This window comes from Aeromicrobium sp. Leaf350 (assembly GCF_916858655.1).
Lineage (GTDB): Bacteria > Actinomycetota > Actinomycetes > Propionibacteriales > Nocardioidaceae > Aeromicrobium.
Genome location: NZ_CAKASL010000001.1, coordinates 1 through 20,743 on the forward strand (window position 1 = coordinate 1; position 20,743 = coordinate 20,743).

A 20,743-nucleotide genomic window follows, 5' to 3' on the forward strand; every position below is an offset into this window, starting at 1 on the left:
CATGACCACCCGCGACGGCCGACCCATCGACCTCACCCTCAGACGCACCACCCGCGAACGACTCCGCACCATCCGCAAGAGCGTGCGCGCCAGAGCAGACGGCAACCAACCCCTCCGCACGTGACGGCGAGCCCGGCCGCTCCCCCCACGGACGACGAGGGGGCCGTGGCTGCCGAAGCAACCACGACCCCCTCGTCTCGATCCGCGGGTCCGGACCAGAAGAGCTACGCGCTGCGTGCGGCCTTGCCCTCGATGATCGCGCCGAGGACGCCGGCGACGAACGACGGCGAGTCGTCGGTGCTCAGCTCACGCGCGAGCTCGACCGCCTCGCTCACGGCGACCGCGTCCGGGACGTCCTCGGTGAAGAGGATCTCGAACGCGGCGACGCGCAGCAGGTTGCGGTCGACGCCGGGCATGCGGTCGAGCGACCAGCCACGGGCGTGCTCCGACAGGAGCCCGTCGATGCGCTCCTGGTTCTCGGCCACACCCTCCACCAGGGTGACCGTGTAGGCGTTGATCGGCGGGTGGTTCGTGACGAGCCGCTCCGGCAGGGAGCCGCCGAGCGACAGGCCCTGCATCTCGGACTCGAAGAGGACGTCGAGGGCGCGCTTGCGGTACTTGGTGCGCGCTCCCATCAGTGCCCACCCCTCATGACTTGACGCGACCGAGGTAGTTGCCGTCGCGGGTGTCGACCTTGATCTTCTCGCCGGACTCCAGGAAAAGCGGGACCTGGATCTCCTTGCCGGTCTCCAGCGTGGCGGGCTTGGTGCCGCCCGAGGAGCGGTCGCCCTGCAGGCCCGGGTCGGTGTGCTGCACGAGGAGCTCGACCGAGAGCGGGAGCTCGACGTAGAGCACGCGGCCCTCGTTCGTGGCAACCACGGCGTTCGTGTTCTCGAGCAGGTAGTCGGGCGCGGTGCCCATCTGCTCGGGCGCGATCTCGATCTGGTCGAACGTCTGGACGTCCATGAACACGTACGACGTGCCGTCGTTGTACAGGTACTGCATGTCGCGCTTGTCGACCGAGGCCGTCTCGACCTTCGTGCCGGCGTTGAACGTCTTGTCGACGACCTTGCCGGACTCGACGTTCTTGAGCTTCGTGCGGACGAAGGCGGGGCCCTTGCCCGGCTTGACGTGCTGGAACTCCACGACAGCCCAGAGCTGTCCGTCGATGTTCAGCACAAGGCCGTTCTTCAGGTCGTTCGTGGTGGCCATCAGCCAATCTCCAACAAGTCGGTGGGCGCCGGCGTCAGCACCTCGGGATCTCCTGAGGTGACGCAGACGGTGTCTTCGATGCGCACGCCGCCACGACCGACCAGGTACACACCTGGCTCCATCGTCAACACAGTGCGAGGGACGAGTCTACCCGTGCGCGTCGCTCCGAAGAACGGGTCCTCGTGGATCTGCAGGCCGACACCGTGACCGAGGCCCGTCGTGAACTCCTCGAGCCACCCGGACGTCTCGAGGTCGCCGCGCACCGCGGCGTCGATCTCGGCCGGTGTCGTCCCCTCACGGAGGCCCTCGACACCCAGGGCCTGGGACTGTCGGACGGCGGCATGGATCTCGCGCTGCCAGTCAGCAGCCGGGCCGAGCACGACCGTGCGCGTGCAGTCCGCGTGGTAGCCGCCGACGCGGGCACCGAAGTCGATCTTCAGGAGGTCGCCACGCTCGACGATCCGGTCGCCCGGGGCGTGGTGCGGGATCGCCGAGTTCTCGCCGGCCGCGCAGATCGTGGCGAAGGCGGGCGCCTCCGCACCCAGGTCGACCATGAGCCGCTCGATGCCGACCGCGATGTCACGCTCGGAACGACCCACGAGCGGCCCCTCCCAGGTGCGCTGGAGCGCCTCCACCGAGATCGCGCACGCCTGCCGCAGCAGCTCGACCTCGCCCGGGTCCTTGACCTCCCGCAGCCTCTCGACGAGGCGGCCCGCCGAGATGGGGTGGTGCGTGAGCTCGGCGGTCAGCTCGGTGTGCTGGTCGACCGTCAGGGCGTGGGTCTCGACCGCCCACTGCTCCTCCGGTGCCAGGGCTGCCGCAGGTGCGAGCAGCGTCGGCGCGACGTGGACCCGGACGTCCGGGCACTCGGCTGCGGCCTGGTCGCGGTACCGGCCGTCGGTCACGAGGACCGGCTCCCCCGCCGCCGACAGCACCAGGGCGCCGTTCGACCCGGTGAACCCAGTCAGGTACCGCACGTTCAGCAGGTTCGTGACCAGCAGCTGGTCAGCCTGGAGCTCCTCCAGCACCGCGGCCGCGCGCTCACGGCGACCGGCCCGATCGATGGTGTCCACCCCGACCTCGCTCGCTCAGCCGCTGACGGCGCGGTAGGCGTCGCGCAGCAGGAGCTCGTCGGTCACGGGCAGGATCTGCGGCGACGCGAGTCCGTCGAGCACGACGAACCGCAACGTCGACCCGCGGGTCTTCTTGTCGAGGCGCATGGCCTCGAGCAGGTGCGGCCACGCGTCGCCCCGGTACGCCGTCGGGAGGCCCACGGTGCCCAGCGCCGCGCGGTGGCGCTCGACGAGGGCGTCGTCGATCAGGCCCTCGGCGCGCGCCAGCTCGGCGACGAACACCATGCCGATGCTGATCGCCTCTCCGTGGCGGATCTCGTAGGCCTCGTGCCGCTCGATCGCGTGGCCGAGCGTGTGGCCGTAGTTGAGCGCCTCGCGACCGATCGCCCCGCGGGCACCGCCCGACTCGCGCAGGTCGCCCTTGACGGTCACCGCCTTCACCGCGATGCCCTTGGCGATGAGCTGGGCCAGGACGTCGGAGCGGGTGTCGCTCGCCGAGCGGGGGTCGGCCTCCACCAGGTCGAGGATCGACGGATCGGCGATGAAGCCGCACTTGACGATCTCGGCCAGACCGCTGCGCACCTCGCGCGGGGTCAGCGTCTGCAGGGCGTCGAGGTCGCAGAGGACCCCGACCGGCTCGTGGAAGGCACCGACCAGGTTCTTGCCCTGCGCGGTGTTGATGCCGGTCTTGCCCCCGACGGCGGCGTCGACCATGCCGAGCACGGTGGTCGGCACGTTGACGAAGCGCACCCCGCGGAGCCAGGTGGCCGCGACGAAGCCCGCGAGGTCGGTCGTCGCGCCTCCCCCGAGGCCCACGACGACGTCGGAGCGCGTGAACCCGGCCTCGCCGAGGACCCGCCAGCACTCGGCGAGCACGGAGGCGGTCTTCGCCTGCTCGGCGTCCGGGACCTCGATGATCCGCACGGCCAGACCCGCGTCGGCCAGGGGCATCCGCAGGGCGGTGGCGCGGTCGGCGACGTTCGGTCCGTGGATGATCGCGACGCGGGCCGCCTCCGGCCCGACGAGGTCGAGGACCTTCTCGCGCAGACCCCGGCCGATCACGACGTCGTACGGCTGGGCCGTCTCGACCCTGATGGTGCCGGCTGAGGGCGTCATCGCGTCTCCTGGATGCTCTGGTCGTGGGCGTCTCCGACGAGGCGGAGCACGAGGTCGACGACCTCGTCAGGGGTGCGGTCGTCAGTGCCGACGGACCAGCCGGCGAGCGCGGTGTAGATCGGGCGCCGCTCGTCGAGCAGACCCTTCAGCCGGCCACGCACGTTGCCGACCAGCAGCGGCCGGCTGGCATTGAGCCCGACGCGGCGCGCGGCGCCGGCGAGTCCGACCTCCAGGTGCACGATGGTGTGGCCGGCCAGGAGGTCCCGCGTCGCCGCGCTCAGGACGGCGCCACCGCCCAGCGCGAGCACGCCGTCGTGGTCGGCGAGCGCGGCGGCGACCGCGGTCTCCTCGATGGCCCGGAAGGCGGCCTCGCCGTCCGTCACGAAGATGTCGGCGATCTCGCGGCCCGTGGACGCCACGACGTCGGCGTCGGTGTCGCGGAAGGCGAGTCCGAGTCGGCGGGCCAGCGCGATGCCGACCGTCGTCTTCCCCGCTCCCGGCGCGCCGATCAGCACGACGGCCGGGCGCACCTCACGGGTCCCCGTGTCTGGGCTCAACGGAACCTCAGGGCTGCCAGGTAGCCCTCGACGTTGCGGCGGGTCTCGCCGAGCGAGTCGCCACCGAACTTCTCGAGCACGGCCTCGGCGAGCACCAGCGCCACCATCGCCTCGGCGACGATGCCGGCGGCCGGCACGGCGCAGACGTCGGACCGCTGGTGGTGGGCGCGCGTCTCCTCGCCCGTCGTGACGTCGATCGTGCGCAGCGCGCGCGGGACGGTGGCGATCGGCTTCATGGCGGCGCGGACCCGGAGGATCTCGCCGGTCGTCATGCCACCCTCGGTGCCGCCGGAGCGGCCGGAGGCCCGGCGGATGTTCTCGAGTCCCGTCTCGCCGCCGGGGATGATCTCGTCGTGCGCCAGCGAGCCGCGGGTGCGGGCCAGCTCGAACCCGTCGCCGACCTCGACGCCCTTGATGGCCTGGATGCCCATGAGGGCGGCCGCGAGGCGCGAGTCGAGGCGTCGGTCCCACGCGGTGTGGGAGCCGAGGCCCGGCGGGAGACCGTGCACCGCGACCTCGACGACACCGCCGAGCGTGTCGCCGTCCTTGTGGGCCAGGTCGATCTCGGCGACCATCGCCGCGCTGGCCTCGGGATCGAAGCAGCGCACGGGGTCGGCGTCGAGAGCCTCGACGTCACGCTTGGCCGGCACGAGGCCGACCGGGGCCTTGGCGGTGCCGAGCTCGACGACGTGCGACACGATCGTGGCGCCCGTGGCCTGCTCGACGAACTGCGCGGCGATCTCGCCCAGCGCGACGCGGGCCGCGGTCTCGCGCGCGCTGGCCCGCTCGAGGATCGGACGGGCCTCGTCGAAGTCGTACTTCTGCATGCCGGCCAGGTCGGCGTGACCCGGCCGGGGGCGCGTGAGCGGGGCGTTGCGCTTCAGGCCCTCGAGCACCTCGGGGTCGACCGGATCGGCGGCCATGACCTGGTCCCACTTCGGCCACTCCGAGTTGCCGATGCGCAGGGCGATCGGGCTGCCCAGGGTCAGGCCGTGGCGGACGCCGCCGATGATCTCGAGCACGTCGGCCTCGAACGACATCCGTGCGCCGCGGCCGTAGCCGAGACGGCGCCGCGCGAGGGCGGCGTCGATGTCCTTGGACGTGACGGACACCCCGGCCGGGATGCCCTCGAGGAAGGCGGCGAGCGCCGGGCCGTGAGACTCACCGGCGGTGGACCAACGAAGCATGGCGTGATTGTCCCACGCCCCCGGCGGAGGTCGTCAGGAGCCGTACAGGCGTGGACCCCAGGCGGCGCCGATGACCGCACCGAGCACGAGGTACTGGCCGAACGCGAAGCTGCGACGGTCGATGAGCCGGGCGAGCGACAGCACCACGCCGGCGACGGCCCCGACCAGGAATCCCGCGTACATCCCGACGAGGGTCGCGTCCGGGCCGAGAGGACCGAGCACGACGGCGAGGATCGCCGCGAGCCGGACGTCGCCGTAGCCGAGCGCACCCCCGAGGTAGCGCCCGATCTCGTAGAGGACCCGGAAGATCACGTAGACGACGATGTTGGCGACGAGCGCCTGCAGCAGCAGGCGGGCATCCTGCTCGATCAGCGCCGCCAGGCCCACCAGCAGCCACGTCGCGAGGTACAGCGGAGCGACGATGGCGTACGGCAGGAGCCGCGTGCGGATGTCGACGTACGACAGCCAGGCACCGACGCCGCTGACGAGCACCCAGGCGGGCAGGAGCCCCGGAAGGTCCGTGCCCCACGCGACCGTGCCCGCGAACAGGGCGGCGACGACGGCCAGCACCGGGGCGAGCCATCGGGGGCGGGCGATCTCGGCGTAGGTGGCCTTGTCCTCGTCGGGCTCGTCCGGCTCCGGCACGCGAGCGACGACCCACGGGCCCGCGGCCCCGATGAGGGCGGCGGCCACGGCGCTGAGCACGATCTCCACCCGGCGAGGCTAGCCGGGCGCGGGGCCAGACACGGGACGCCCTCCACAGGCGTGGCGCAGACCGCCCCCTGAGGTGCGACGAGGAACGAGGAGCCTCGAAGGGGGTTCGTCAGCCCGTCAGGCGACCGAGCACCGCGAGTGATGCATGGCGGTACCCCGGGCGACCCGAGAGCATCATCTCCGGTCCCGGCCCCGCTCGTGGTCCATGCCGAACGACACCCAGGCCCACCGCCGGATGCGTCACCGCCGCAAGAAGCCTGCGGGAGCACCCCCGAGTCAGCGCCCCGCGAGCTCCAGCGCCGCGGCTCCGCGCAGCAGGGACGGCCGCACCGTCCCACCGGTCATGAGGTGCACCTGGAGCGCCGCCTGGTGGGCGAGCAGGTCGAGCCCGCTGACGACGGGAATGCCGCGCGTCTCCGCCTCCGAGGCGAGCGCCGTGGGCCACGGGTCGTAGACGACGTCGAAGACGGCGTCCGCCCGGTGCGCGTGGAACGGGTCGACGACGGCGGAGGGAATCGTGGAGACGAGCACGTCGACCCCGGAGTCGCCGTGCGCGTGGTCGGTGAGGGTCGAGACCTCGACGGCCATGCCGCACCGGCGCGCCACGTCGACCACGTCGTCGGCGCGGCTGACGTCGCGCACGACGACCTCGAGCCGGCGTGCGCCGAGCCGCGACAGCGTCAGGGCCATCGACGCAGCGGTGGCCCCTCCCCCGAGGATCCGCGCGCTGACGACGTCGTCGATGCCGGCCGCGCGCAGCGCGTTGAGCCCGCCCGGGACGTCGGTGTTGAAGCCGACCCGCTCCTCGCCGAGCAGCACCGTGTTGGCGACCCCGAGCAGCTCGACGTCCTCGCTCACGTCGTCGAGCAGCGGCACGAGGGCACGCTTCAGCGGGGCCGTGACCGACAGGCCCCGCCACCCGTCGTCGAGGCCGTCCAGGAACCCGGGCAGCTCACCCTCGGAGACCTCGACCGCGTCGTAGTCCCAGTCGACACCCAGCTCGAGGTACGCCGCGCGGTGCATCACCGGCGAGAGCGAGTGGGCGATCGGACTGCCCAGGACGGCACAGCGCATCAGCAGCTGAACCCGGCGTCGCGGCAGTTCTGCTGGTGCTCGGAGTACGTCTCCGCGAAGGTCGTCTCGCCCGTGTCGGGGTCGGCCACGAAGTACACCCAGTCGCCGGCCTCCGGGTTCAGCGCCGCCTCGATCGCGGCCTGGCCGGGTGACCCGATGGGCCCAGGGGGCAGGCCGGGGTACTTGTACGTGTTGTACGGCGAGTCGGCCGCGCGCTCCTCGTCGGTCGTGAAGACGTCGCCGCTGCGACCGCTCACGTAGTGCACGGTCGAGTCCATCTGCAGCGGCATGCCGGAGTCGAGACGGTTGTAGATCACGCGGGCACCGCGGGCGAAGTCGTCGTTCGAGACCTCGTACTCCAGGATGCTCGCCACCGTGAGGACCTGCTCGGTCGTGTATCCCAGTGCCGCGGCGCGACCCTCGATGTCGAGGGAGGCGGTGACCTCGAGGGACTTGGCGACCATCTTCGACAGCAGCGTCACGGCCGTCTCGCCCGGGTCGATCGTGTACGTCGCCGGGTACAGGTACCCCTCGGGGTTGCCGGCCGCGATGTCGGGCAGTCCGATGGACGCCGGGTCGGCGAGCGCCGCTTCCAGGTCGGCCTGCGAGATCTGGGTCTTCTCCGTGATGGAGGCGACGATGTCGTCGACGCGTGCGCCCTCGGGCACCGCGACCGTCGCGTCGGCCTTGATGATGTCGGTCGTCAGCGCACGGTACGCCGCCGCGGCCGACATCTTCTCGCGCATCTGGTACGAACCGGCCTGCAGAACCGCCTGGTCGGGGTCGTCGAGCGCCTCCTCGTAGAAGGCCTTCGCGGACTTCACGACGTCCTGCTCCTCGAGGTCGTAGGAGAGGCTGCGCCAGCTCGCGCCGGACTCGACCTGCACGACGACCTCGCCCGAGCCCTCGCCCGAGTAGTCCGGAGCCGCACCGAAGCGGTCCTGGGCCCAGCCGTAGGCCCAGAGTCCTCCACCGACGAGCACCGCAAGCACCACGAGCAGGACCACCAGCTTGAGCCAGCGACGCTTCTTCTTCGGCTTCTCCGCACGCCGACGGCCGCGTGCCGGGCGAGGAGGCTCGCCGCCGGTCACGAGGTCGATCCCGGATTCAGTCATCCCTGTCCTTCGCTCGGCTGGGCGTTCTCCATCAGCTGGCCGGGCGGTTGCCCGCGCAGCCGTTCCCCCTCCAGGGCATTCTGCAAGATCACCACGGCCGCCGCTTGGTCAATCACCGGTCGCTGCTTCTTCGCCTTGGTGCCACTCGCGCGCAGCTGCTGCGACGCCGTGACGGTGCTGAGCCGCTCGTCGACGAGCCGGACGGGGCGTGCAGTGAGTCCCTGCAGCACGGCGACGGCGTCGCGCACGGTCGCCGCGGCGGGCCCTTCACGGCCTGACAGCGAGTACGGCAGGCCCACCACGATCTCGAGCACGTCCATCTCCTCGGCCAGGGCCGCGATCCGCGCGATGGCAGCCGGCTGGTTCGCCGCGACGTGCACGGTCTCGACCGGGGTCGCGATCAGTCCGTCGGGGTCGCACGTGGCGACACCGATGCGTGCCGCTCCGATGTCGATGCCAAGCCGACGTCCACGCCGCACCCGCTACGCCCCCGCGACGGCGGTCTCGACCGCCGCGATCGCCGACTCGACCCCGGACGCGTCCGCGCCGCCGCCCTGGGCGACGTCGGCCTTGCCGCCTCCGCGGCCGCCGATCTTCTCGCCCGCGATGCGCACGAGGTCGCCGGCCGCGAGCCCGGCGTCGACGCCGGGCTTGTTCACGGCGATCACGACGGACGGCTTGGCGTCGACCACGCCGAACAGCGCCACGACGGCGGGACGCTCGGCCCCGAGCCGTGCGCGGACGTCGAGCGCCAGGGTGCGCAGGTCGCCACCACCGACGCCGTCGAGCCGCGCCGCCACGACCGTAGCGCCGTTGACGTCCTTGCCCGAGTCCGCGAGGTTGCCGGCGCCGGAGAGCAGCTCGGCGGCCTTGATCTTGTCGAGCTCGCGCTCGGTGGCCTTGAGTCGCTCGACGAGGTCACCCACGCGCCCGGGGATGTCGTCGGGCTTGACCTTGAGCAGGCCCGAGAGCTGCGCCACCAGGTCGCGCTCACGGGCGAGGTAGGCGAAGCCCTCGATGCCGACGAGCGCCTCGACGCGGCGGTTGCCGGCGCCGACGGAGCTGTCGGAGGTGACGACGACCGTGCCGATCTGCGAGGAGTGCTCGACGTGGGTTCCGCCGCAGAGCTCGCGCGACCACGGCCCCCCGATCTCGACGACGCGGACCTCCTCGCCGTACGTCTCGCCGAAGAGTGCCAGCGCGCCGGCCTCACGGGCCTGCGGCAGCGTCATGTAGCTCGCGCTGACGGGGAGGTCGGCACGCAACGCGCGGTTCGAGGCGGCCTCCACGTCGCTCAGCTGCTCGGGCGACAGCGCGCCGCCCCAGCCGAAGTCGAGACGCAGGTAGCCGGGGCGGTTGTACGAGCCCGACTGCAGCGCCGTGGGTCCGAGCACCTCGCGCAGCGCGGCGTGCACGACGTGCGTGCCCGAGTGCGCCTGGCGGGCGCCGGTGCGCCACTCGGGGTCGACCTGCGCCTCGAGGGTCGTGTCGAGCGTGAGCTCGCCCTCGAGCACACGCACCTGGTGCACGACGAGACCCTTGATGGGCCGCTGGACGTCGAGCACCTCGGCCCGACCTCCCCCTGATGCGGCAGAGCCCCACAGCAGGTGACCCGCGTCGGCGTTCTGTCCGCCCGACTCGGCGTAGAAGGGCGTGCGGTCGAGCACGACCTCGCCGACGGAGCCGGCGCCGATCGCCGGGGTCGAGGCGCCCTCGTTCAGGAGGGCGAGCACGCGCGACTCGGTCGCGAGGGTCGTGTAGGCCTGCCAGTCGGTCGGACCGTGCGCGTCGAGCGCGGCGCGGTACGCCGTGGTGTCGGCGTGGACGCCCTTCTTGGACTTCGCGTCGGCCTTCGCCCGCGCCCGCTGCTCGGCCATGAGGGCGCGGAAGCCGTCGGCGTCGACGGACAGGCCCTGCTCCTCGGCCATCTCGAGCGTCAGGTCGATCGGGAAGCCGTAGGTGTCATGGAGCTGGAACGCGGCCTCGCCGCTCAGGCCGGTGCCGCCGCTCTGCTTCACGGCGACGGCCTGCTGGTCGAAGATCTGCGTGCCCTTGCCGAGGGTCTGGCGGAACGCCTCCTCCTCGGCGTAGGCGACCTGGCTGATGCGCGGGAAGTCGGCCTCGAGCTCGGGGTAGCTGGCCTTCATGCGGTCCAGACTGACCGGCAGGAGCGCCGGCAGCGCCGGGTCCTCGTAACCGAGCAGGCGCATCGAGCGCACCGCGCGGCGCAGGAGTCGGCGCAGCACGTAGCCGCGCGCCTCGTTGCCGGGCGTGACGCCGTCGCCCATGAGCATCAGGCCGCTGCGGACGTGGTCGGCGATGACCCGGAAGCGCACGTCGTCGACGTGGTCGGCTCCGTAGCGACGGCCCGTCAGCTCCTCGGCCCTGGCGATGACCGGGAAGACCTCGTCGATCTCGTAGAGGTTCTCCTTGCCCTGCAGGAGGTAGGCGACGCGCTCCAGGCCCATGCCGGTGTCGATGTTCTGCTGCGGGAGCGGACCCACGACGTCGAACTGGTCCTTGGCCCGGACGTTGGTGATCTCCTCCTGCATGAACACGAGGTTCCAGATCTCCAGGAAGCGGTCCTCGTCGGCCTCGGGCCCGCCGTCGGGGCCGTACTGCGCGCCGCGGTCGACGTAGATCTCGCTGCAGGGGCCGCCGGGGCCGGGCACGCCCATGTGCCAGTAGTTGTCGAGGAGGCCACGGTTCTGGATGCGCTCGTCGGGCAGGCCCGCGACCTTCTTCCAGATCTCGCGCGCCTCGGTGTCGGAGTGCAGCACGGTGACCCAGATCTTCTCGGGGTCGAAGCCCAGTCCGCCGTCGTCGAGCGAGCCCGTGATGAGGCGCCACGCGTGCGTGATCGCCCCCTCCTTGAAGTAGTCGCCGAAGGAGAAGTTGCCGTTCATCTGGAAGAACGTGCCGTGCCGCGTGGTCTTGCCGACCTCCTCGATGTCGAGGGTGCGCACGCACTTCTGGACGCTCGTCGCCCGGTCGAACGAGGGCGTCTCCTGACCCAGGAAGTACGGCTTGAACGGCACCATGCCGGCGTTGACGAACAACAGGTTGGGGTCGTCGAACAGCAGCGGTGCCGAGGGCACCACCGTGTGTCCGGCGGCCTCGAAGTGCGCGAGGAATCGGCGCCGGATCTCGGCGGTCTCCATCAGTCGGTGTCCTTGTCGGTGTTCGTCGTGGGGGTGCTGGGCAAGGCGTTCTCGGCGGTGGCCGGGAGTGCAGCGTGACGGTACAGGTCGTCGACCACGTCGCGTTGCTTGGCCTGCATGCCGTCGCGGGTCTCGGCGCGCAGCTCGCGCCACCCGACCCCGAGTGCTGCTGCCTGGTCGGCGATGCCGGGCACGGAGAGCCGGTACGCGGCCCGTCGCGCCTTGACGCTGGCGTAGACGCCGGCGGCGGTGCCCGCGACGAACCACACGACGCGCGGGGTCATCGGTCGGCCTCGGGCGGGCTGACCCAGGCCGTTCCCGGGTTCGGCGTGGGCACGTGGGCCCGGGCGGCGCGTCGGCCGGTGCGCTGACGCTCGCGACGCCGACGCGTGAGCTCGCGCCGCATCAGGGCAGCGATGCGGTCGCGCGACTCGGGGCGCAGCGCGTGGGCGAGGCCGTGCACCACGATCGTGAGGCGGGTGGTCGGGCGGCTGAGGGCCGTCGCGACGAGCTCGGTGCTGGTGGGCACCACGAACACCTTGCCGTCGACGATGCGGGTCTCGGGCGCGCTCGCGGGGTCGCGCTCCTGGCGCAGCACCAGCGCACGATCGTCGCCCGGCACGTAGGGCTCCGGCACGAGCGCGGCAGGCTCCACACGGGGGGACGTCTCCGTGGCGCCGGCGCGCTCGACGAGCTCGGCCAGGGCTGCACGGTCACGGGCGACCTGGCGCGCCGCCCGCACCGTCACGATCGCCGCGACGAGCGCCAGCAGGGCCACCAGGCCCGTGGCGAGCAGCACGACGAGGGCGGAGGACATGGCCCCGAGGCTACTAGGCCCGCCTCACCCGGGTCTGCCCCCCGCGGATTCTCACGAGACCGTCGGATTCCCGCATCACGCCCACGAAACTTCGTGTGCTGACGGCCGATTCCCGGGTTCACCCAGGAATCCTGCACTCAACGGTCGCGCAGGATCGCCCGCAGCCGCGCCAGACGTTCACGCAGCGAGCCCTCGAAGCCGTGGGGCGACGGCTGGTAGTACTCAGCTCCGTCGACCGCGTCGGGGGCGTACTGCTGGCCCACCACACCGCGGGGGTCGTTGTGGGCGTACAGGTAGTCGTGCCCGTGGCCGAGCTTCTTGGCTCCGGAGTAGTGGGCGTCGCGCAGGGCCGGTGGAACCGCACCCGCCTTGCCGGCGCGGACGTCGGCCAGCGCGGCGTCGATGGCCTTGTAGGCGGCGTTCGACTTCGGGGCGAGGGCCAGGTGGACGACCGCCTGGGCGAGCGGGATGCGGCCCTCCGGCAGGCCAATCATCGCGACGGCCTCCGCCGCCGCCACGGCCGTGGGCAGCGCGGTGGGATCGGCCATGCCGACGTCCTCGCTCGCCGAGATGATGAGCCTCCGGGCGATGAACCGGACGTCCTCACCCGCGTCGATCATGCGCGCGAGGTAGTGCAGGGCCGCGTCGACGTCGGAACCGCGAATGCTCTTGATCAGGGCGCTCGCGACGTCGTAGTGCTGGTCGCCCTGGCGGTCGTAGCGCACGGCGGCCTTGTCGACGGCGAGCGCGGCGTCCTCGACCCCGATGACCGCCTTGTCCTGCGCCCGGGCGGCGCCGGCTGCGGCCTCGAGGTAGGTGAGGGCTCGCCGGCCGTCGCCGCCGGCCAGGCGCACGAGGTGGTCCTTGGCCTCCTCGGTCAGCTCGACGGCCCCGGCCAGGCCGCGCTCGTCGGTGACGGCGCGGTCCATCAGCGTGCCGATGTCGTCGTCGGTCAGGCTCTCGAGGGTCAGCAGCAGCGAGCGGCTCAGCAGCGGCGAGATGACGCTGAAGTGCGGGTTCTCGGTCGTGGCCGCGACGAGGCTGACCCACCGGTTCTCGACGCCCGGCAGGAGAGCGTCCTGCTGCGCCTTGCTGAAACGGTGCACCTCGTCGACGAAGAGCACGGTCTCGCGGCCCGTGTTGGCGAGGGCCTGACGGGACCCGGCGATGACGTCGCGGACCTCCTTGACGCCGGCACTGACGGCGGAGACCTCGACGAAGCGACGGTCGGTGTGGTTGCTGATGAGGCTCGCCAGGGTGGTCTTGCCGGTGCCGGGCGGCCCCCAGAGCAGGATCGTCAGCGGCTGGTCGCCCTCGATGACCTGGCGCAGCGGCGAGCCCGGCGCGAGCAGGTGCTGCTGACCCACGAGCTCGTCGAGGGTGCGAGGGCGCATGCGCACCGCCAGCGGGGCGTTGGCGGAGGCGCTGCCCGCGAGCGAGCCGTTGGAGTCACGGCGCGCGTCGGCCCCACCTCGGTGCCCGCCCTGGGGCAGGTCGAACAGGCCGTCGCTCACCCGGCGAGCCTAGCGACGCGCACCGACGGCGGCTCGGCCCGTTGACCGCATCACGATCGGGACCGAGACTGAGGTGATGACAGCGATCGGCATCGGCGCGGCCCTCCTCGTCCTGGTGCTCGTCGGCGTCGGGGCGACGGTCCCCGTGCGCCGTCGCCGCTCGGCTCGGGTCGCGACCGCGCCGCCGACCCGCGAGGAGCTGGCGATCGTGGCCGAGAACCACCGCCTCCATGGCAGCCGGGAGCACGGCCAGACTCCCCCCGCGACGCGCGGCTTCGACCACGGAGGATGGGCACCCTGAACCGGTCGCGCCGGCGCGCGCAGGCTGCGATCCTCGGGCTGGGCCTGGCCTGCCTCGCCGCGTGCGGAGGCCCGACGGGGAGCGAGCCGGACGTGCCCGCGTCGGAGGTGGCTGAGTCGTCGGCTCCGACCACGGCAGCGCCCGGCCCGTGCACCTGGGAGCTCACGGCCGACGAGCCGGCCGGCGGCGCCGAGGCTCCGGGAGACGGTGGTGACGCCTCAGGCGACTCCCCCGAGGTCGCTCCGCACCAGGCCGAGAACGACCAGTGGCGCCAGCGGCGCGACGTCACTGCGGCACAGGTCGCCGAGGGGACAGCGCTCGCCGAGCGGCTCCGGCCAGTCCTGGTCTCGGCGTGCGAGGCGGGCGACTTCTCTCCCGAGAGCCTCGCCGACTCGCTGGCCGTCGCGGAGGGCTGGACCGTCTTCACGATCCAGCCTCGCTCCGCGATGGGCGACACCTCCACCGGTGTCGTGCTCGCGCTCGAGCGCACCGGGACGTGCCTCGTCGGCGACACGACGCCCGGCGCCGTGCGCGTGCACGTCACCGGACCCATCGCCGACGGCGGCTGCTGGGAGCCTCCCAGCAGCTGAGCCCGTGCGCGCCCGGGTCAGGCCTGCGTCTCGGCCTCGTCCTCGGGCTCGAAGTCCACGCCGGCCTCGGCGCGCTGCTCGTCGGTGATCGGCGCGGGCGCGGCCGTCAGCGGGTCGTACCCGCCGCCGGACTTCGGGAAGGCGATGACGTCGCGGATCGAGTCCGAGCCGGTCAGCAGAGCCACCGTGCGGTCCCAGCCGAACGCGATGCCGCCGTGCGGCGGGGCGCCGAACGCGAAGGCGTCGAGCAGGAAGCCGAACTTCTCCTCGGCCTCCTCGGCGCCGATGCCCATGATCTCGAAGACGCGCTTCTGCACGTCCTGGCGGTGGATTCGCAGCGAGCCACCGCCGACCTCGTTGCCGTTGCAGACGATGTCGTAGGCCCAGGCGAGGGACTCGCCCGGGGTCGCCAGGGTCTCGACGTCCTGCGGCGCGGTGAACGCGTGGTGCACCGCGGTCCACTCGCCGCCGCCCACGGCGACGTCGCCGGAGTCGAGCTCGCTGACGGGCTCGAACATCGGCCAGTCGACGACGAAGCAGAACGCCCACGCCGACTCGTCGATCAGGCCCTCGCGGCGCGCGATCTCGACCCGTGCGGCACCGAGCAGCTGGCGCATCGACTTCGTGGGGCCGGCGGCGAAGTAGATCGCGTCGCCCGGCTTCGCGCCGGCCGCGGCGGCCAGGCCGTCGCGCTCCGCGTCGGAGAGGTTCTTGGCGACGGGCCCGCCGAGCGTGCCGTCCTCCTGCACCAGCACGTAGGCCAGCCCGCGGGCGCCGCGCTGCTTGGCCCACTCCTGCCAGCCGTCGAGCGTGCGACGCGGCTGGTCCGCGCCGCCCGGGTGCACCACGGCGCCCACGTAGGGCGCCTGAAACACGCGGAACGGGGTGTCCTTGAAGTACTCGGTCAGCTCGGTGAGCTCGAGGTCGAAGCGCAGGTCGGGCTTGTCGGAGCCGTACTTACCCATCGCGTCCGCGTAGGTGATGCGCGGGAACGGCGTCGGGAGGTCGACGTCGATGAGCTTCCAGAGCGCGACGTAGATCTCCTCGGCCAGCGCGATGACGTCGTCCTGGTCGACGAAGCTCATCTCGACGTCGAGCTGGGTGAACTCCGGCTGCCGGTCGGCACGGAAGTCCTCGTCGCGGTAGCAGCGCGCGATCTGGTAGTACCGCTCCAGGCCGCCGACCATCAGGAGCTGCTTGAACAGCTGCGGGCTCTGCGGCAGCGCGTACCAGCTGCCCGGGCGCAGCCGCGCGGGCACGAGGAAGTCGCGAGCACCTTCGGGGGTCGAGCGCGTCAGCGTGGGGGTCTCGACCTCCACGAAGTCGTGCTTCGCCAGCACCTCGCGTGCGGTGGCGTTGACCTTCGAGCGCAGCCGCAGCGCGGCGGCCGGGCCGGAGCGGCGCAGGTCGAGGTAGCGGTGGCGCAGGCGCGCCTCCTCACCGACCTCGCCGGCACTCGAGGCGGCGGCGTCGTCGATGGGGAACGGCAGCGGCGCGGACGCGCTGAGGATCTCGACGTCGTCGGCGACGACCTCGATCTCGCCCGTGGCGATGGCCGCGTTCTCGTTGCCGTCGGGGCGGCGCTGCACCGTGCCGGTGATCTTGAGGCAGTACTCGGCGCGCAGCTGGTGGGCGACGTCCTCGCGGACCACGACCTGCACGACGCCGCTGGCCTCGCGCAGGTCGATGAACGCGACTCCGCCGTGATCTCGGCGACGAGCCACCCAGCCGGCCAGCGTCACCTGCTGGCCGATGCTGTCGGCGGTCAGGGTGCCGGCGTCATGCGTGCGGATCACGAGTTCTTCTCCTCGGTACGGGGTGTGGGGCTGGGGGCGACGACCTGCGGGCGCAGGTCCTCGACGGGCGGGGTCCAGGTGGTGGGGTCGATCTCGACCTGGTCGCCCGAGCGGATGTCCTTGACGGTGTGGGCGGTGGAGCGCTCATCGGGTCCGAACCAGACGAACGGGATGCCGCGGCGCTCGGCGTGTCGGATCTGCTTGCCGAACTTGGCGGCCGCCGGGGCGACTTCCGTCGGGATCCCGCGCGAGCGCAGGGCCCGGGCGACGTCGTCGGCCGCCCGGCGATCGGCCTCGTCGGACACGGCCACGAGCACAGCGGACGGGACCGAGCGGCTCGTGGTCAGCCCGTCGGCCAGCAGGGCCGCGAGCAGGCGCGAGACCCCGAGGGAGATGCCGACGCCGGGGTACGTGCTGCGGTTGTCGGCGGCGAGCCTCTCGTACCGGCCGCCGGAGCAGATCGATCCGAGCTGCTCGTAGCCCGACAGGCGGGTCTCGAAGACCGTGCCGGTGTAGTAGTCGAGGCCGCGCGCGATGCGGAGGTCGGCGGTCACGGTGACGCGCTCCGGGGCCACGATCGAGCCGACGACGTGGGCGAGCTCGGCCAGGCCCTCGGCGAGCATCGGGTGCTCGACGCCGAGCGCCTCGACGCGCTGCACGAAGGAGGTGTCGGGCGTGACGATCTCGGCCAGGCCGAGCACCTTCGTGGCGCTGTCGTCGTCGACTCCGATCTCGGCGAGCATGACGCGGATCTTCTCGGGGCTCACCTTGTCGAGCTTGTCGACCACCTGCATGACGGCGGTGGGGTCGGCCAGGCCGAGTCCCAGGTAGAAGCCCTCGAGCACCTTGCGGTTCGCGACCTGCAAGGTGGCGTGCGCGGTCGGGGAGCCCACGAGGTCCATCAGGCCGCCGAGCGCCTCGGTCATGACCTGGGCCACCTCGACGTCGGCATGGGCCGGCAGCACGTCCCGGCCGACCACGTCGATGTCGGCCTGCGTGAACTCACGGAAGCGGCCCTGCTGCGGACGCTCGCCGCGCCAGACCTTCTGGATCTGGTGCCGTCGGAAGGGGAAGTCGAGCTCGTTGGCGTTCTCGACGACGTACCGCGCGAACGGCACCGTGAGGTCGAAGTGGAGCGCCAGCTCGGCGTCACCGCTCTCGTCGGCCAGACGCCGCACGGCGTAGACCTCCTTGTCGATCTCGCCCTTGCGCAGCAGCACCTCGACCGGCTCGACGGCGCGGGTCTCGACCGAGCCGAAGCCGTGCAGCTCGAACGTCGTGCGCAGGTGGTCGAGCACGGCCTGCTCGACGATGCGCTCCCGCGGCGTGTACTCCGGGAACCCGGACAGCTTCGCCATCAGCTGAGTCCGTCCGCACTGTGCTCATCGACGAGGGGCACCAGGTAGGGGTTCGTCACGCGCTCGCGCCCGACCGAGGTCTGCGGTCCGTGGCCGGGAAGCACCACGACGTCGTCGCGGAGCGGCAGCACCTTCGTGCGCAGGCTGTCGATCATCTCCGGGTGCGACCCGCCCACCAGGTCGGTGCGGCCGATCGAGCCGGCGAACAGGAAGTCGCCCGAGAACATGACCTGCGAGACCTGCTCGTCGTCCGGGTAGTCGATCAGGTAGTAGAGCGTGCCGGGCGTGTGACCAGGCACGTGGGCGACCGTGAAGGTGACGCCGTCGACGTCGAACGTCGCGCCGTCGACCGCGTCGCGCACGTCGGCGGGCTCGACGAACTCCGGCAGCTCGCCGTCGAGGCCCAGCTGGCCACGCAGCATCGCGGCGGACTCGTTCGAGATCGCGGCCATCGGGTCGCTCAGCAGGTGACGGTCGGCCGGGTGGATCCAGACGGGGCAGCCCCACTCGGCGGCGACGTCCTGCGCGCACCAGAGGTGGTCGAAGTGGCCGTGGGTCACCAGGACCGCCTGCGGGGTGAGGTCGTGCTCGGCCGCGGCCGAGCGAACGCCCTCGATGGCGTCCATGCCCGGGTCGACGACCGCGCAGCCGGCGCCCGGACCACGGGCGACGAGGTAGCAGTTCGCCTGCAACGGACCGGCAGGAAAGGACGTCAGGAGCACGTCGGACAGGGTACGCGAGGTCGATGGTCGGTCCGCCGCCCCTCCTGCGCGACGGGGCTCCCTAGACTGTGCCCATGACCACACCCGCCGAGCACCCGTGGGGCCGCGTCGACGACGAGGGCAACGTCCACCTCCGCACCGCCGACGGCGAGCGGCTCATCGGCCAGTGGGCCGCCGGGTCCGACCCCGCTGAGGCGATCGCGTTCTACGAGCGACGCTTCGGTGCGCTCGAGACCGAGGTCGAGCTGCTCGAGAAGCGGCTCGAGTCGGGTGCCCTCTCCCCCGCCGACGCCGTGAAGGCCCTCGACAGGGCGCGCGAGAACATCACGGACGCCGCGGCGCTCGGCGATCTCGCCTCGCTCCAGACCCGTCTGGAGGCGCTGGCGCCGCAGATCGAGAAGGCGCGCGAGGAGCGCAAGGCGGCCCGCGTCGCCGAGCAGGCCCAGGCCGAGGTCCGCAAGAACGCCATCGTCACCGAGGCCGAGAAGATCGCCGAGGGCACCGACTACCGCAAGGGCGCCGACCGCCTGAGCGAGCTGCTCGACGAGTGGAAGGCGCTCCCCCGCCTCGCCAAGTCCGCCGACGACGCGCTCTGGCACCGCTTCAGTGGCGCCCGCACGGCCTTCATGCGTCGTCGCAAGACCTTCTTCGCCGAGCAGGACGGCAAGCGCTCCGAGGCCAAGAAGACCAAGGAGAAGCTCATCGCGGAGGCCGAGGCCCTGTCGAGCTCGACCGACTTCGGTGCGACCGCCGGCGCCTACCGCGACCTCATGACGCGCTGGAAGGCCGCAGGCGCTGCCCCGCGCAACGTCGAGGACAAGCTCTGGAAGCGCTTCCGCGCCGCGCAGGACGTCTTCTTCCAGGCCCGTGAGGAGGCCAACGCCGCGCTCGACGCCGAGTTCGCGGTGAACGCCGAGGCCAAGGAGAAGATCCTGGTCGAGGCCGAGGCGCTGCTCCCGATCACCAACCTCGAGGCGGCGCGCCGCGCCATGAACGACATCGCCGACCGCTGGGAGGCGGCCGGCAAGGTGCCGCGCGCCCGCATCTCCGAGCTCGAAGGCCGCATCAAGAAGGTCGAGCAGGCCATCAAGGCGGCCGGCGACCAGGAGTGGAAGCGCACCGATCCGGAGAAGTCGGCTCGCGCCGACGACATGATCGGCAAGCTCGAGCGTGCGATCACCGAGGCCGAGGAGACGCTCGCCAAGGCCGAGGCCGCCGGCGACGCCCGGCGCGCCAAGGATGCCGCCGCCAAGCTCGAGAACCACCGCGCCTTCCTCGCGATGGCCCAGAAGGCCCAGTCCGACTTCTCCTGACCCGTACCGCTCGCGAGAGACTTTGTTACCCCTCGCGAGAGACCTTGTTCGTGGTCACGAGCGCCGATGTTGGTGCTCAGGAGCGAGCGATGAACGCGGCCTGTGGACAGCGGACCCCGTGACGAGCGATCTCGGACTTCCATGTCCCCATGACTCCGTTCACGGCCGACGGCTTGCCCTTCTCGATCCGCGACGAGGTGATGTCGCGGATCGAGGCCCATCATCGGTTGCGTGACGGGGCACTGCGACGAGTCCTGCGGGGTGTCTACGTCGATGCGCGCGTGCCCGACTCACGTGAGCTGCGCATCCTGGCGGTCGACAAGGTGCGACCGCCCGACGGCGTGGCGTGCAGCGAGACAGCGGCGTGGGTCATGGGCGTCAACGTGTTCCCGCCGGGCCGGCAGCACGACTTCGTGCCGACGTTCCTCGTGCCGCACGGGACCACACGCATCACGATGCAAGGCGTCGCCTGCCGCCAGGCGCTGCTGAGCCCGCACGATGTCACGGACGAGCACGGCACCCTGACGACCACGGCCGTCCGGACGACGAGCGATCTCCTGCGACGTCAGTACCGTCCGTACGCGTTGGCGTCGGGAGACCAGATGCTGCGTGCCGGGCTGATCGACCTGGGCGAGCTGAGTGACGCGGTCCATCGCCTGAAGGGCTTTCCCGGAATCCGCCAGGCTCGGTCGCTGGTGGGACTGATCGACGCGCTGGCGGAGTCACCGGGCGAGTCGTGGACGCGGCTCCGCCTCCACGACGCCGGCTTCCCCCACCCTGAGCTGCAGGTCGTGGTGATCGATCGAGACGGCATCGAGCGGCGTCTCGACATGGCGTACGTGCTCCAGCTCGCGGCCGCCGAGTTCGACGGGCGTCAGCACCACACCTCGGCCACCGACACGGCTCTCGACCGCGACCGGCGCGACCCGTTGTCCGCGCAGCTCGGGTGGCGGTTCGTCATCGCCCGCCGCGAGTCGCTGTTCGGCCCGGACGACTCCTTCGAACGACGCGTGGGTGAGCTCATCGGCTTCACACCCATCCCGCGGTGGTGGGGAAAGCGCGCCCTGCGGCGGCCCTCAGGCGACGAACAAGATCGCTCGTGACCACGAACAAGGTCTCTCGC

At 72.0% G+C, this 20,743-nt stretch carries 21 protein-coding genes; 4 read left to right on the plus strand and 17 right to left on the minus strand.

Translation table 11 applies throughout. The features are described from left to right. Positions 1–224: 224 nt before the first annotated feature. The 14 genes from nusB to LO931_RS00070 all read right to left on the minus strand — a co-directional run bounded on the left by nusB (position 225) and on the right by LO931_RS00070 (position 13,540). Positions 225–635, minus strand: a complete 411-nt coding sequence (gene nusB / locus LO931_RS00005; RefSeq protein WP_229051149.1) for a transcription antitermination factor NusB — start codon at positions 633–635, stop codon at positions 225–227. Positions 636–648: 13 nt separating this feature from the next. Beyond that, complete coding sequence (gene efp, locus LO931_RS00010) at positions 649–1,212, minus strand: elongation factor P (protein WP_229051150.1); 564 nt, start codon at positions 1,210–1,212, stop codon at positions 649–651. Continuing rightward, positions 1,212–2,285, minus strand: a complete 1,074-nt coding sequence (locus tag LO931_RS00015; protein ID WP_229051151.1) for a Xaa-Pro peptidase family protein — start codon at positions 2,283–2,285, stop codon at positions 1,212–1,214. Before LO931_RS00015 ends, efp begins: the two co-directional genes overlap by 1 nt. Before the next feature lie 15 nt (positions 2,286–2,300). Further along, positions 2,301–3,401, minus strand: a complete 1,101-nt coding sequence (aroB, locus tag LO931_RS00020) for a 3-dehydroquinate synthase (RefSeq protein WP_229051152.1) — start codon at positions 3,399–3,401, stop codon at positions 2,301–2,303. Further along, a complete protein-coding gene (locus LO931_RS00025; RefSeq protein WP_229051153.1) occupies positions 3,398–3,931 on the minus strand; it encodes a shikimate kinase in 534 nt (177 codons plus the stop codon). The genes aroB and LO931_RS00025 overlap by 4 nt, the downstream gene beginning before the upstream one ends. Positions 3,932–3,954: 23 nt before the next feature. After that, the gene (gene aroC / locus LO931_RS00030; RefSeq protein WP_229051154.1) at positions 3,955–5,145 is read right to left on the minus strand and encodes a chorismate synthase; all 1,191 of its coding nucleotides are present in this window, start codon (positions 5,143–5,145) and stop codon (positions 3,955–3,957) included. Positions 5,146–5,178: 33 nt separating this feature from the next. Beyond that, positions 5,179–5,859, minus strand: coding sequence for an A24 family peptidase (locus tag LO931_RS00035; protein ID WP_229051155.1), 681 nt, complete (start codon positions 5,857–5,859; stop codon positions 5,179–5,181). A 276-nt stretch (positions 5,860–6,135) separates the two neighbouring features. Further along, positions 6,136–6,933: a shikimate dehydrogenase gene (locus LO931_RS00040; protein WP_229051156.1), complete on the minus strand. Its 798-nt coding sequence runs from the start codon at positions 6,931–6,933 to the stop codon at positions 6,136–6,138. Continuing rightward, positions 6,933–8,048, minus strand: coding sequence for an endolytic transglycosylase MltG (gene mltG / locus LO931_RS00045; protein WP_229051157.1), 1,116 nt, complete (start codon positions 8,046–8,048; stop codon positions 6,933–6,935). The genes LO931_RS00040 and mltG overlap by 1 nt, the downstream gene beginning before the upstream one ends. After that, positions 8,045–8,527, minus strand: coding sequence for a Holliday junction resolvase RuvX (gene ruvX / locus LO931_RS00050; RefSeq protein ID WP_229051158.1), 483 nt, complete (start codon positions 8,525–8,527; stop codon positions 8,045–8,047). Before ruvX ends, mltG begins: the two co-directional genes overlap by 4 nt. A gap of 3 nt (positions 8,528–8,530) precedes the next feature. Then, a complete protein-coding gene (alaS, locus tag LO931_RS00055) occupies positions 8,531–11,209 on the minus strand; it encodes an alanine--tRNA ligase (protein WP_229051159.1) in 2,679 nt (892 codons plus the stop codon). After that, positions 11,209–11,493, minus strand: a complete 285-nt coding sequence (locus LO931_RS00060) for a DUF6167 family protein (RefSeq protein WP_229051160.1) — start codon at positions 11,491–11,493, stop codon at positions 11,209–11,211. The genes alaS and LO931_RS00060 overlap by 1 nt, the downstream gene beginning before the upstream one ends. Continuing rightward, entirely contained in the window at positions 11,490–12,026 is a 537-nt protein-coding gene (locus LO931_RS00065; RefSeq protein ID WP_229051161.1) for a hypothetical protein, read from the minus strand. Before LO931_RS00065 ends, LO931_RS00060 begins: the two co-directional genes overlap by 4 nt. A 137-nt stretch (positions 12,027–12,163) precedes the next feature. Continuing rightward, a complete protein-coding gene (locus LO931_RS00070; RefSeq protein WP_370636049.1) occupies positions 12,164–13,540 on the minus strand; it encodes a replication-associated recombination protein A in 1,377 nt (458 codons plus the stop codon). Positions 13,541–13,616: 76 nt separating this feature from the next. Between LO931_RS00070 and LO931_RS00075 the strand changes: the two genes are divergently transcribed. After that, the gene (locus LO931_RS00075) at positions 13,617–13,841 is read left to right on the plus strand and encodes a hypothetical protein (protein ID WP_229051162.1); all 225 of its coding nucleotides are present in this window, start codon (positions 13,617–13,619) and stop codon (positions 13,839–13,841) included. Further along, complete coding sequence (locus tag LO931_RS00080) at positions 13,829–14,431, plus strand: hypothetical protein (RefSeq protein ID WP_229051163.1); 603 nt, start codon at positions 13,829–13,831, stop codon at positions 14,429–14,431. The genes LO931_RS00075 and LO931_RS00080 overlap by 13 nt, the downstream gene beginning before the upstream one ends. A gap of 17 nt (positions 14,432–14,448) precedes the next feature. Here the strand turns inward: LO931_RS00080 and aspS are convergent, their stop codons facing one another. From aspS to LO931_RS00095, 3 genes are read right to left on the minus strand one after another with little or no spacing between them, the layout of a single operon-like run. Further along, positions 14,449–16,227, minus strand: a complete 1,779-nt coding sequence (gene aspS / locus LO931_RS00085; RefSeq protein WP_229051164.1) for an aspartate--tRNA ligase — start codon at positions 16,225–16,227, stop codon at positions 14,449–14,451. Next, the gene (gene hisS, locus LO931_RS00090) at positions 16,224–17,585 is read right to left on the minus strand and encodes a histidine--tRNA ligase (RefSeq protein ID WP_229051165.1); all 1,362 of its coding nucleotides are present in this window, start codon (positions 17,583–17,585) and stop codon (positions 16,224–16,226) included. The genes aspS and hisS overlap by 4 nt, the downstream gene beginning before the upstream one ends. Beyond that, on the minus strand, positions 17,585–18,307 hold the full coding sequence (locus tag LO931_RS00095) for an MBL fold metallo-hydrolase (RefSeq protein WP_229051166.1): 723 nt from the start codon (positions 18,305–18,307) through the stop codon (positions 17,585–17,587). The genes hisS and LO931_RS00095 overlap by 1 nt, the downstream gene beginning before the upstream one ends. Before the next feature lie 74 nt (positions 18,308–18,381). Between LO931_RS00095 and LO931_RS00100 the strand changes: the two genes are divergently transcribed. Both LO931_RS00100 and LO931_RS00105 read left to right on the plus strand, forming a co-directional pair. Then, positions 18,382–19,620, plus strand: coding sequence for a DUF349 domain-containing protein (locus LO931_RS00100; protein ID WP_229051167.1), 1,239 nt, complete (start codon positions 18,382–18,384; stop codon positions 19,618–19,620). 149 nt (positions 19,621–19,769) lie between these two features. Then, on the plus strand, positions 19,770–20,723 hold the full coding sequence (locus LO931_RS00105) for a hypothetical protein (protein ID WP_229051168.1): 954 nt from the start codon (positions 19,770–19,772) through the stop codon (positions 20,721–20,723). Positions 20,724–20,743: the final 20 nt, after the last annotated feature.